At 33.5% G+C, this 12,144-nt stretch carries 11 protein-coding genes; 4 read left to right on the top strand and 7 right to left on the bottom strand.

What is annotated here, in order from left to right; genetic code table 11:
- Positions 1-51: 51 nt before the first annotated feature.
- From ACOQOS_RS06415 to ACOQOS_RS06435, 5 genes are all read right to left on the bottom strand, one after another.
- Complete coding sequence (locus ACOQOS_RS06415) at positions 52-1,161, bottom strand: imelysin family protein (protein ID WP_420574148.1); 1,110 nt, start codon at positions 1,159-1,161, stop codon at positions 52-54.
- A 106-nt stretch (positions 1,162-1,267) separates the two neighbouring features.
- The gene (locus tag ACOQOS_RS06420; protein WP_420574149.1) at positions 1,268-2,476 is read right to left on the bottom strand and encodes a DUF4856 domain-containing protein; all 1,209 of its coding nucleotides are present in this window, start codon (positions 2,474-2,476) and stop codon (positions 1,268-1,270) included.
- A 402-nt stretch (positions 2,477-2,878) separates the two neighbouring features.
- Positions 2,879-4,138, bottom strand: a complete 1,260-nt coding sequence (locus ACOQOS_RS06425; RefSeq protein WP_420574150.1) for an aminotransferase class I/II-fold pyridoxal phosphate-dependent enzyme — start codon at positions 4,136-4,138, stop codon at positions 2,879-2,881.
- Positions 4,139-4,371: 233 nt separating this feature from the next.
- Positions 4,372-5,412 carry a PLP-dependent cysteine synthase family protein gene (locus ACOQOS_RS06430; RefSeq protein WP_420574151.1) on the bottom strand — a complete coding sequence of 347 codons (1,041 nt, stop codon included), beginning with the start codon at positions 5,410-5,412 and terminating at the stop codon, positions 4,372-4,374.
- An 83-nt stretch (positions 5,413-5,495) separates the two neighbouring features.
- A complete protein-coding gene (locus ACOQOS_RS06435) occupies positions 5,496-7,556 on the bottom strand; it encodes a S9 family peptidase (RefSeq protein ID WP_420574152.1) in 2,061 nt (686 codons plus the stop codon).
- A gap of 136 nt (positions 7,557-7,692) precedes the next feature.
- On the opposite strand from ACOQOS_RS06435, the gene ACOQOS_RS06440 reads away from it, so the two are divergent.
- From ACOQOS_RS06440 to ACOQOS_RS06450, 3 genes are all read left to right on the top strand, one after another.
- On the top strand, positions 7,693-8,016 hold the full coding sequence (locus ACOQOS_RS06440; RefSeq protein WP_420574153.1) for a YbaB/EbfC family nucleoid-associated protein: 324 nt from the start codon (positions 7,693-7,695) through the stop codon (positions 8,014-8,016).
- 172 nt (positions 8,017-8,188) lie between these two features.
- Positions 8,189-8,410, top strand: a complete 222-nt coding sequence (locus ACOQOS_RS06445; RefSeq protein ID WP_420574154.1) for a hypothetical protein — start codon at positions 8,189-8,191, stop codon at positions 8,408-8,410.
- A 31-nt stretch (positions 8,411-8,441) separates the two neighbouring features.
- On the top strand, positions 8,442-8,696 hold the full coding sequence (locus ACOQOS_RS06450; RefSeq protein ID WP_420574155.1) for a hypothetical protein: 255 nt from the start codon (positions 8,442-8,444) through the stop codon (positions 8,694-8,696).
- An 83-nt stretch (positions 8,697-8,779) separates the two neighbouring features.
- Here the strand turns inward: ACOQOS_RS06450 and ACOQOS_RS06455 are convergent, their stop codons facing one another.
- On the bottom strand, positions 8,780-10,462 hold the full coding sequence (locus tag ACOQOS_RS06455) for an OmpA family protein (protein WP_420574156.1): 1,683 nt from the start codon (positions 10,460-10,462) through the stop codon (positions 8,780-8,782).
- A 252-nt stretch (positions 10,463-10,714) separates the two neighbouring features.
- Here ACOQOS_RS06455 and ACOQOS_RS06460 point away from each other — a divergent pair, with 252 nt between their 5' ends.
- Positions 10,715-11,044 carry a YegP family protein gene (locus tag ACOQOS_RS06460; RefSeq protein WP_420574157.1) on the top strand — a complete coding sequence of 110 codons (330 nt, stop codon included), beginning with the start codon at positions 10,715-10,717 and terminating at the stop codon, positions 11,042-11,044.
- Between the two features lie 73 nt (positions 11,045-11,117).
- On the opposite strand, the gene ACOQOS_RS06465 is transcribed toward ACOQOS_RS06460, so the two are convergent.
- Positions 11,118-12,140: a threonine aldolase family protein gene (locus tag ACOQOS_RS06465; RefSeq protein WP_420574158.1), complete on the bottom strand. Its 1,023-nt coding sequence runs from the start codon at positions 12,138-12,140 to the stop codon at positions 11,118-11,120.
- Positions 12,141-12,144 lie beyond the last annotated feature (4 nt).

Raw genomic sequence — 12,144 nt, forward strand, 5'->3', positions numbered from 1 at the left:
AAAAAGGCTGCCTTATTACGACAACCTTGTTTTATTAATCAATTTTGCTGTTTAGTCTCCATCTGCGTCTACATAATCAACACTGATGTTAAATGCTTGTAACATGTCAACTTTTAATAAAACAACAGCGGCTTGTAGCGCATCATACGCTTCTGTCATTTTGGTATTGTCAGTATTTATTTGAGTGATAAAATTCGAATTTAAGGCTTGAATTTTACCGCGAGCAGTATTGAACTGATTATTAATTAAAGTAGCTAATTCAGTTCTTTCTAAAGATGTTAAGTATGTTTTGAAGCTTTCGCCAGTAGCGCTACCTCCAAATTGTGTTCCGTTGAATATATTTTGTACCGCAGTTAAAGCTTCTAAAGCTAATTCTTTTGATGCTTCTTCGTTGTAAAATCCTTCTACTCTATCTGGTAAAGATGTTGAAGAGAAGTTTCCTGCTGGAATTCCAATTTTGTTAGCTCTTAATCCTTTTTCGTAGTAAAAAATAAAGTCGTTTACAAATTTGTTTGCTGCACTTGTCGCTGTATTTGAAGTACTTGCTACAAATGTATCTCTGTATGAAGATGTCCAGTCGTTTAGTACAGACTGTGTCAACATTTGCATTTGATCTACAAGATCAGAAAGGTATGTTTTGTATTTAGCTGCGTCTGTAGCTGTCGTGTATTTGTTTACAATTTCGGCATCTGTACCTGCAAGTCCGTATAGCATATAATCTAATGCTGGAAAACCAACTGCATCATTGTTATTTGGATGCCCTAAATCATAACTTCCGCTTGCTACATTGTTTTCCACATCTGTAGTGTTTACAGGATATGTATTCATTTGGAAATAATAAAGCGTTTGCTCAGCTAGTCCAATGTTGAAAGATTCTACATGTTGCCAAGCTTTATAGGCAGTTAACCAAGCAGTACGTAATGCATCAAGATTTGCTTGATTTGGTGTCGTATTAAAATTATCTTTTGCAGTTACCAAAGCACCTAAATCTGTGTTTAAGTTTTGGTATGATGGAATAACGATGTTATCTGCAATGTTTTCTAACATTGCTGCTCTATCAAATGTAGTTCCATTTCCTCCTCCAGGAGCTGGAGAATCATCACTTGAACTACAAGCAACAATAAATAAAGCTAAAAGTACTATTGAAAAAATCTTCTTCATATTTCTTATTTCTATTTATTCTAAATAAACAGTGCAAAAATAAAAAAGTAGCAAATGGTATCCTAATACATTTGCTACTTTTTTATATTAATTCTAAATAATTTTCCTAGTTGGCAGCTTGTGCTGTAGTAAAGCTGAATTCAGCTGAAATTGCGTCAGAAATTTGGTCTAATGTTGTGTCAGTTACATCCCAAAAACCATTTCCAGCCATTAACTGATCAATAAATCCATCAACTTCTGCTTTTGTGAAATAAGGTTCATTTGTTCCTGGCTTACGTGTAAATTGTAAACTGTAGATAAATCCGTATCCTTCAGATAAATCATGGAAAGCACTTGCATTATCAGTTCCTAAGTTATTTTTTCCTTGTTGTAAGTAATATACAGCTCTTACGGCGATAACTGTAGAGATTTTTTCTCTAATAATGTCAGCTTGTGCATCACGTACTGTATAATTTTTAGCAACAATAGCAGCTCTTCCTAATTTGAACGCTTCATATACTTCAGAGGCAATTCCTCCAAAATCTGTATCGTTTTCAACTCTTTGAAGATATTTGTTCATGAAGCTGTCTTGGTTCAATATTGGTGCAGTAGCACTATCAGTTCCATATAAATATCCAAATGCTTCATCCCATTTGTGCTCCATTGTTGTATAGTTTTTACCTTCTGCAAGTGTTCCTGCATCATTGTCTGCTCTGTTATCTCCAGCATCTAATACAGAAGTACTTAAGTAGTTGTTTAACATTTGATCAGCCATTAATGCTCCAATCAAACCTTTGTTTACAGCTTGGTTATACTCTAAACCTTTTCCGTTGATATAACGTGTAGATCCTCCACCAGCTTCTTGTAACTGTCCTGGGTTTCCTGCAGTTGCATTGTTAGTCCAAGCTGGAAATACTTCTGATACTTGTGCTGCGATCCATGAATCAAAATCTGCTTTGATTGCGTTTGCTTCTGTTGTATTAGCTGAGAAATAATCTGAAGAAGCAGCTGTTTTGCTACGAATACTTTTTCCTGATGCATTTAAATCTGCATCACTAAAATCATTATTTCCTTCTTCGTGTGCAAACATTCCATCTAATGATGCTTCAGTTCTTGAATTGTCTTTTAGAGCATCAATAAATTCTTCTCCCATTTCAATTCTTGTAGTCTGTCCGCTGTAACTTACAGTTGTGTTTCCTCCTCTTGTAAATGCATATGTTGCTGGTGCAATTACTTCTGGTTCTGGAGTTGTAGTCATTCCTGCGTCGTCATCACTTGAACATGATGTGAATACAAATGTTGAAAGTGTCAATAATCCTAGGATTGCTTTTTTCATTATGATTGTTTTAAATGGTATTATTTTTTGTTTTGGCAAATATATTATGGGATTTTGAATTGAGCAAGCTTATTTAGAATTAATCTTAGTTAAATTAAAAATAAGAAATTAAAACACTATTAATCAATATCTTAAAACTTAAAACATTGACTGATCTTATTGTTTTTTTCATAAACAGGAATGAAAATACTAGGAGATTTATCTTTATTTTGCAATATTTTTAAAGGGTAAAATACTTTATTGTGTGTGAAGCATTTATGAATTGCCTAGCTTGAAAATATTAAAGGAAAAGTTATGCAGAAAGCTATTTGAGTTGAGTAAGAGTCTTTAGAGTTATAAAAGCAAAAACCTCGAAACTGAAAAGTTTCGAGGTTTTTTATAAATATATTTTTCTTTAGGAATCTACTCTCCCATCAACTCCATTAACTTAGCAGAAACTCTTTTATAAGTTCCATCTTCTAAGCGTGAACGGATAGCTGAAAATGCTTCTAAAGTTTCTTCTACATCTTGTAATGTATGTGAAGCTGTTGGGATCATACGAAGTAATATTAATCCTTTAGGAATTACTGGATATACTACGATTGAACAAAAGATTCCATGGTTTTCACGTAAATCTTTTACCAACGCCATAGCTTCAGGAATGCTTCCTTTTAAGTATACTGGTGTCACACAACTTTGCGTGGTTCCAATGTCAAAACCACGTTCTTTTAATCCGCTTTGTAATGCATTTACGATTTTCCAAAGGTTTTGCTTCAATTCTGGCATTGTGCGCAACATATCTAAACGTTTTAACGCTCCAACTACCAATTGCATTTGTAATGATTTTGCGAACATTTGTGAACGCAAATTATATTTTAAGTAATCTATTATTTCTTGATCAGCTGCAATGAAAGCTCCTGTACTTGCCATTGATTTTGCAAATGTTGCAAAGTATACATCAATTTCATCTTGTACTCCTTGCTCTTGTCCAGCTCCAGCTCCAGTTGCTCCTAATGTTCCAAAACCGTGAGCATCATCAACAAATAAACGGAAGTTATATTTTTTCTTTAAGGCAACTATTTCTTTTAATTTTCCTTGCTCACCACGCATTCCAAAAACTCCTTCAGAAATCACTAAGATTCCTCCGCCAGTTTGCTCTGCCATTTTGGTAGCTCTTTCTAAGTTTTTTTCTAAACTTTCAATGTCATTATGTTTAAACGTAAAACGTTTTCCCATGTGTAAGCGTACACCATCAATAATACAAGCGTGTGAATCTACATCGTATACAATGATATCATCTTTAGCAACTAATGCATCAACAGTAGATACCATTCCTTGATATCCAAAGTTTAGTAGATATGTTGCTTCTTTTCCAACAAATTCTGCCAATTCGTTTTGTAATTGCTCGTGTAAGTCTGTGTGTCCAGACATCATACGTGCTCCCATTGGATACGCAGATCCGTAAGCTTGCGCTGCTTCCGCATCTATTTTACGTACTTCTGGATGATTTGCCAAACCAAGGTAATCGTTAATACTCCAGGTAATCACATCTTTTCCTTGAAACTTCATTCGATTTGAAATCTCTCCTTCTAGTTTCGGAAAAACAAAATATCCTTCTGCCTGTGATGCCCATTTTCCTAGTGGTCCTTTGTCCTTGTAAATTTTAGCAAATAAATCCTTCATCTATCTTACGTTTTTCTTTATGTATCAATTCGGGTTATTGTAATTTATGAAGTTTTTTTGAAAACTTCAACGGCAAAAATAATTATTTTTATGAGCCTATCATAATTATTACCCTTTTATGTTCGATTGCTATTTTTTTGAGAAAGTTTTTGAATAATTATTGTTCTTATAAAAGAAAAGCAGCATAATTGTTATTATACTGCTTTTTAATATGTTAGAATCAAATTTAATTTTTATTTGATGTATTCTATTTTTTGTGCTTCTTCTAAATTTTTACTATCAAAGAATCCTTGAGAACTCATCCATTCGTCACTGTATACTTTACTCATGTAACGAGAACCGTGATCTGGAAAGATTACAATTACATTACTATTTTCGTCAAATTCTCCTTCTTCAGCAAGTTGTTCTATTGCTTGCATTGCAGCTCCACTGGTGTAACCTACAAATAAACCTTCTGTTTTTGAGATTTCACGAGCTTTGTGTGCGCTTTCTTCGTCTTTTACTTTGATAAATTTATCAATTACATCAAAATCTGTTGCTGTAGGAATTAAGTTTTTACCTAATCCTTCTATACGATATGGATAGATTTCGTTTGCATCAAATTCTCTTGTTTCGTGGTATTTTTTTAGTACAGAACCATAAGCATCTACACCTAAAACTCTAATGTTAGGATTTTGCTCTTTTAAGTATTTAGCCGTTCCTGAAATTGTTCCTCCAGTTCCACTACATGCCACAAAGTGCGTAATTTGTCCATTGGTTTGTTTCCAAATTTCTGGACCTGTACTGTTGTAATGCGCATCAATGTTTAGTTCATTAAAATACTGATTGATGTATACAGAACCTTTTGTTTCTTCGTGAATACGTTTTGCTACTTGATAGTATGAACGTGGATCATCTGCGCTGACATGTGCTGGACAAACATATACTTTTGCACCCATAGAACGCAACATGTCTATTTTATCTTTGGAAGATTTTGAACTTACCGCTAAAATACATTCATATCCTTTGATGATACTCACCATAGCGATACTAAATCCTGTGTTCCCTGAAGTCGTTTCTATAATGGTATCACCTGGCTTGATGATTCCTTTCTTTTCTGCCTCTTCAATAATATATAAAGCGATTCTATCTTTTGTTGAATGTCCTGGATTGAATGCCTCAACTTTAGCATAGAAATTTCCTTTGATGTTCTTAGTTATGTGTTTTAACTTTATCAAAGGTGTGTTCCCAATTAGTTCGAGTACATTATCAAAAGCATTAATTTGTTGTTCCATAAAAACTATTAAGTTGGTACAGGGTTTTATTTTTGAGTTTTGAAATTAAGCAAAACCTTGCAAATTTAAGTTAAATTTTTTAATTACTCCTTTATATTTTCTAAGTCCAGTAAAAACGCGTATTCTTCAGCCACTTCCTTCAAAGATTCAAAACGCCCTGAGGCACCTCCGTGTCCTGCATCCATATTTGTATGTAATAGTAAAATATTATTGTCGGTTTTCATATCTCGCAGCTTAGCAACCCACTTTGCAGGTTCCCAATATTGAACTTGTGAATCGTGTAAACCAGTTGTTACGAGCATGTGTGGATACGCTTTTGTTTCTACATTGTCATATGGCGAATATGATTTCATATATTCATAGTATTCTTTTTCATTCGGATTTCCCCATTCATCATATTCTCCTGTTGTTAACGGAATACTATCGTCTAACATTGTGGTAATTACATCTACAAATGGAACCGAAGCAATAATTCCATTGTACAACTCTGGATTCATATTTGCGATAGCTCCCATTAGTAATCCTCCAGCACTTCCGCCAGAAGCGTATAAATGTTCAGGTGACGTGTATTTTTGTTCAATTAAGTATTTAGAACAATCAATAAAATCTGTAAAGGTATTTTTCTTAGCTTCTAGTTTTCCATCATCATACCAATTTCTACCTAAGTATTCTCCTCCGCGAACATGTGCAATTACATAAATGAATCCTCTATCAAGTAAACTTAAACGAGAAGAGGAAAAATAAGGATCAATAGTAGAACCATATGAACCATACGCATATTGTAATACTGGATTGTTTCCGTCTTTTTTGATTCCTTTTTTATACACTACCGACATTGGAATTTTAGTACCATCTGCCGAAGTTGCCCATAAACGTTCTGAAACATAATTATTTTTGTCAAACTTCCCACCAAGAACCTCTTGTTCTTTTTTGATATCTTTTGCTTTTGTGACCATGTTGAAGTCAATCACAGAAGCTGGTGTTGTCATGGAGTTGTATGTGTAGCGTAATATTTCGGTATCAAAGTCTACATTTATGTTTGTATTTGCTGTATACGTTTCATTGTCAAATGGCAAATAGTAATCTGCTGTTCCGTCCCAACGAATGATTCTAATTTTATTTAAACCATTATTACGTTCGCTCAGCACATAAAAGTCTTTAAATATTTCAATATCTTCTAGTAAAACATCGACGCGATGTGGTACCATATCTTCCCAAGATTCCATTCCTGTTTTATCTTCAGGAGTTCTAGATAGCTTAAAGTTGATGGCGTTGTCTTTGTTGCTCATTACGTAGAAATGATCTCCATAATGCGAAATACCATATTCTAAGCCACGAACACGAGGTTGAAATACTCTAAATTCTCCATCAGGGTTATCTGCTTCCAAAATCCTATATTCCATTGTCAACGTACTATATGAGCCTATGACTAAATATTTTCTAGATTTGGTTTTGTATACAAATGTGATATAAGTTTCGTCTTCTTCATGAAAAACTACAGTATCATTAGCAACATCATCACCTAGTTTATGTTTATAGATTTTTTCTGAACGTAATGTTTGTTCGTCTTTATTTGCATAGAACAAAGTAGTATTGTCTGCTGCCCAAGTTGAACTTCCTGTCGTATTTTCAATACGTTCTTTATATACTTCACCTGTTTCCAAGTTTTTTATATGAATTACATATTGCCTTCTACTTACAGTATCTACACCATAAGCTACTAATTTATTGTTAGGACTTACGCTAATTCCAGAAAGTTTGTAGTACGAATGGTCTTTTGCCATTTCATTGACATCAAACAGAATTTCTTCTGGCGCATCTAAAGATTCTTTTTTGCGCGTGTGAATTGGGTAATCTTTTCCTTCTTCAAATTTTTTAATATACCAATACCCATTTAACTTGTATGGTACAGAAGCATCATCTTCTTTGATTCTGCCTTTTAACTCTTCAAATAAGTCTTTTTGAAAATCCTTTGTATGCGCAGTCATTTCATCATTGTAAGCGTTTTCAGCATTCAAATACGCAATTACTTCAGGGTTTTCTCTATCATTTAACCAATAATAGTTATCAATTCTAATATCACCATGTTTTTCAAGATTTGTAGGCTTCTTGTCAACTGTTGGTACTGATATATTTTTTTTCATGTATAGTATGTTCTTATTACAGGAATTTGTAAGTATAAAATTAATTAACAGTGCGGTTACTTTTTTTCATTTGAAAAGTATGCTAAAAGTCCACAATTTAATAATTTTGTAAAAATTAACCTTTAATTATATATAAATGTTTGGAGATTTAATGGGAATGATGGGTAAATTGAAAGAAACCCAGAAAAAAGTAGAAGAGACAAAGCAACGATTACATTCTGTTTTGATTGATGAAAAAAGTTCTGATAACTTGTTAAACGTTACTGTGACAGCAAATCGAGAAATTAAGTCAATTCAAATTTCAGATGAATTATTAGAAGATAAAGAGCAACTTGAAGATTATTTAATTTTAACATTAAATAAAGCCATTAAACGTGCTGGAGAAGTTCACGAAACAGAAGTTGCTGCTGTTGCTAAAGATGGTATGCCAAATATTCCTGGCATGGATATGTTTTCATAAACATAAAAACATACATAAATACTTCAAAAGAGTTACTGTAAAAAGTAACTCTTTTTTTATTTCCAGAAATCAAAAGACGCTTTTCAGAAATTAATTTGAAGCCATTTTCTTATTTGATATTAAGTTTAACCTGTCGACATTAAACATTTATAAACATTAAAATCATTTTATTATGAAAAAGACAAAATTTTCTGAAAAATTACAATTAAACAAAAATGTGGTTTCTAATTTAGATAGCAACTATATTGTCGGAGGTGGTCCTACTTGGCAATTTACTTGTCTAGACGATTGTATTTCTGTAAATGCAAAAAAATATGCTTGTCATCATCCAATCTATACAGACGATTGTCCAGGTTCTGTAGGTTGCGAACCTGTTTCTGCAGTAAACTGCTAATTCAATAATTTACTACTTAAAAACAAATATTATGAAAAAAAGAAGTATCAAAAATTTAGCATTAAACAAAGAATCAATTTCAAATATCCAATCTGCTGTTTTTGGAGGAGATGCATGTTCTTCAGACACAAAAACAACAGCTGGAGCTGATCCATTTACTACTTCAATTGTATCTGACGGTCCATTACCAATGACTGCTGATATTAAAGATTGTCCTAAAAATAGTTTGGCAGGAGATTGTTCACTAGGGTATTGCCCGGAAACTTTTTGGTGTCCTGTAAACTAGTTTAAAAACACTAAAATTTAGTTCAAAAAAAAGGGAAGTCAAATGACTTCCCTTTCTTATTGAGTTTATCTTAATTTATAAGCTTAGTTCTTTTGATCTAAAACTCTAAATTGTGTTCTTCTGTTTGCTAAGTGCTCTCTTTCTGTACAAGAAACACCATCTTTACATCTGTTTAATAATCTTCTTTCTCCGTATCCATTAGAAACAATCTTACTAGAGTTAATTCCTTTAGAAATTAAGTAGTTAGTTACAGCTTGTGCTCTTCTTTGAGATAATGCTTCGTTACTAGAAGCTGTTCCTCTTGAATCTGTGTGAGAAGCAATTTCTACAGAAACTCCACTCTGTAATACTGGTAATAATTTACTATCAATCTCACGCTTAGCAGCAGCAGTTAATGTTGCACTACCTAAGTTCCAGTTGATATTTAAGTCGTTATAAACTAATAATTTACAATCAACTTCTTTCCAAGTTGTTAATCCTCCTTTTTTAGTTAAAACTTCTTTTGTTACAGTTTTGTATACTGCAGGAACTTCAGTTGCAGATACACTAGCATCTTCTACTAATTTTGTAGTTTTTAATGTAGCTTGCTTTTGTTTTACAGGAATTGCTCTTGTAGTTGGCGCAGAAGTCATTACTGTTTTCTTGTAAGTTTTACTTACTGAAGGAATATCTTCTACACGAGTACTTTCGTTTGTAATGATTGTTTTCTTAACAGTTTCAGTAACTGCAGGAATTTCAACTCTCTCTGTTGTTGGAGGCGTTACCATTACTCTACGCTTCATTGTTTTTATCTTAGCTGGTACATCAACAACACGTGTTGTAGGAGGCGTTACCATAACTGTTTTCTTGATCGTTTTAGTCACTTCTGGAATAGGAATTACACGAGTACTAGCTGGTTTTACCATGATAGTTCTAGTAAATGTTCCTTCTCCACATGGTTTTCCTCCATTTGTACTAGGATCACAATCTGCTGTTCTTTCAGAAGATGCATCAGCAGCTAAACGTTTTACAGGAATTGTTACATTTTGAGCTGGAATAGCTTTGTAACACCAGTATCTACAATCATCTGGGTTTGATGAGTTACAATCTGCTGGTGGAATTTCGCTCATTTGCCATTGCGCAGCAGCTGGCTTTATCTCAACAGTTTCAAAATCGCTAGTAAAAGATGCAGGAACTACACTAATTGAAGATCCGTACTCTCTTTTCTTATACGTTATTGTTTCTTTTCCCCATTCAGCTGGGATAACTTCTAAACGCTGAGAAGCTTCTTTAACTGTGATTACAACATCTCTTGTTTCATACACAGCTGGTACGATTTCAACTTTTTGGTATGCAGGTCTTGTAACTACATCAAAAGTTCTTGTTTCGTAAACAGCAGGAACAATTCTTAAGCTATAGCTTGCTTCTTTAACAACTACAGTTTCAGAATCTCTACTTGTTTGTGATGGGACTTTCACTAAACGTTGAGATGCTTCTTTTGTTACTACTTCAAAAGTTTCAGTTCCGTATTCAGCTGGGACAACAGCTAATTCTTCACCGGCAACTTTAGATACAACTGTTTCATTTACAGAAGTATACTTAGCAGGAGAAACTCTAAGTTTTTTGTAAGCTGGCGACACCATAACTTGTACTTCTTGATTTTCATACACATCAGGAGTTACACAACGTACGTAACATTTTCCAGGCTCTGGGTTTGTTGGCAAGTCTTGTGCAAAGGCAAAAGATCCAATGGCTAAGGCTAGTCCAAATAATAGTTTTTTTCTCATGTCTTAAAAATGATTAATTATTTAATTGTTGTTATTAATTCATTAACAATGTACGAAATTATCTATTTAAAAAAGAATCCTATTATCGAAATGCTATGCAAGCATACTATTAGGTTAAAGTGCTTTTTTTTTCGTTTAAAAGCATTTTTTAGGGAAAAATCCTGTATTATGAATTAAAAATGCACTTTATAGCATTTATTTTACAATATATTTTTGATATATTTACTCATCTAACTAAATCTCTAATTAACTATGTTTGAATTATTCCAAAGCGAAAACAATCAAAAATTCTACTTTAACTTAAAAGCAAAGAATGGACAAATCATCATGTCTAGTCAAGGATATGCTGATAAAAGCGGTGCTAAAAACGGTATTGAATCTTGTAAAAAGAACTCAACAGACGATAGTAAATTTGAACGTAAAACTGCTAAGAATGGAAAGTTTCACTTTAATTTAAAAGCTGGAAATGGACAAATTATTGGAAGTAGTCAAATGTATGCAAGTGAAGCAGGAATGGAAAACGGAATCGAATCTGTAAAGAAAAATGCAGGAAGTGCAGAAACAAAAGACTTAACTGAATAGAATGAAGCTTTATACAAAAAAGCAGCTCAAATGAGCTGCTTTTTTTATGTGCTATTTTTAGTGAATTATGAAATTATACAACTTTCTGAATCACTTTCAAAAACTCTTGATGCATCTCTGCAGTGTAATCTAAATGCGTTACAATTCGTAATTTTCCACTTCCCATTCCAATTAGATCGATTCCTAACCTTTCTAGTTTTTCTAAAAAAGCTTTTTCATCAATATCATCTTGCAAATAAAAGATAATGATATTCGTATCTATCGGTTCTACCTTTTTTATGATTGCCAAACGTTCTAAGGTCTTCCCTATTTCTTTGGCTTTCTCATGATCTTCAGCTAGGCGTTCAATATGATGATCTAATGCATATGTTCCAGCAGCTGCTAAATATCCAGCCTGACGCATTCCTCCTCCTAATATTTTTCGAATTCGCAATGCTTTGTGAATTGTTTCTTCATCTCCCACCAATACAGATCCTACCGGACAACCCAATCCTTTAGATAGGCAAACAGAAATTGTATCAAATAGTTTTCCGTATTGCTCAGGAGTTTCTCCTTTTTCAACCAAAGCATTCCATAAACGCGCTCCATCTAAATGAAATCCTAAATCATTTTCACGGGCAACTGCATGAATTTTTTCTATTTCAGTAAAATCCCAACAAGCACCGCCACCTCTATTTGCTGTGTTTTCTATAGCTATTAATGCGGTTAATGGACTGTGATAAAAATCTGGTGGATTGATGGCTGCTTTGGCTTGCGCTGCTGTAAACATTCCGCGATGTCCATCAATTAATTTACAAGAAGCTCCACTGTTAAAACTAACGCCGCCACCTTCATAATTATATATATGAGCGTCTTTATCACAAATCACTTGATCACCAGGATTTGTATGTATTTTGATCGCTGTTTGATTTGCCATTGTTCCACTAGGAAAAAACAACGCTGCATCTTTACCAAACATTTCTGCAACTTTTTGCTCTAAATGATTGATAGATTCATCTTTTTTAAAAACATCATCTCCAACTTTGGCTTCAAACATAGCTTTGAGCATTTCTGGAGTCGGTTTGGTAACCGTATCGCTTATTAAATTAATTCGCATTTTT

Origin of the sequence: Kordia sp. (assembly GCF_965224175.1) — a bacterium.
Taxonomy (GTDB): domain Bacteria; phylum Bacteroidota; class Bacteroidia; order Flavobacteriales; family Flavobacteriaceae; genus Kordia.

Excerpts from the sequence above, each read along its gene's own strand:
- ACOQOS_RS06440 (WP_420574153.1), top strand. The coding sequence starts at position 7,693 with ATGTTTGGAGATTTAATGGGAATGATGGGTAAATTGAAAGAAACCCAG.
- ACOQOS_RS06465 (WP_420574158.1), bottom strand. The coding sequence starts at position 12,140 with ATGCGAATTAATTTAATAAGCGATACGGTTACCAAACCGACTCCAGAA.
- ACOQOS_RS06455 (WP_420574156.1), bottom strand. The coding sequence starts at position 10,462 with ATGAGAAAAAAACTATTATTTGGACTAGCCTTAGCCATTGGATCTTTT.
- ACOQOS_RS06460 (WP_420574157.1), top strand. The coding sequence starts at position 10,715 with ATGTTTGAATTATTCCAAAGCGAAAACAATCAAAAATTCTACTTTAAC.
- ACOQOS_RS06430 (WP_420574151.1), bottom strand. The coding sequence starts at position 5,412 with ATGGAACAACAAATTAATGCTTTTGATAATGTACTCGAACTAATTGGG.
- ACOQOS_RS06415 (WP_420574148.1), bottom strand. The coding sequence starts at position 1,161 with ATGAAGAAGATTTTTTCAATAGTACTTTTAGCTTTATTTATTGTTGCT.
- ACOQOS_RS06445 (WP_420574154.1), top strand. The coding sequence starts at position 8,189 with ATGAAAAAGACAAAATTTTCTGAAAAATTACAATTAAACAAAAATGTG.
- ACOQOS_RS06425 (WP_420574150.1), bottom strand. The coding sequence starts at position 4,138 with ATGAAGGATTTATTTGCTAAAATTTACAAGGACAAAGGACCACTAGGA.
- ACOQOS_RS06435 (WP_420574152.1), bottom strand. The coding sequence starts at position 7,556 with ATGAAAAAAAATATATCAGTACCAACAGTTGACAAGAAGCCTACAAAT.
- ACOQOS_RS06420 (WP_420574149.1), bottom strand. The coding sequence starts at position 2,476 with ATGAAAAAAGCAATCCTAGGATTATTGACACTTTCAACATTTGTATTC.
- ACOQOS_RS06450 (WP_420574155.1), top strand. The coding sequence starts at position 8,442 with ATGAAAAAAAGAAGTATCAAAAATTTAGCATTAAACAAAGAATCAATT.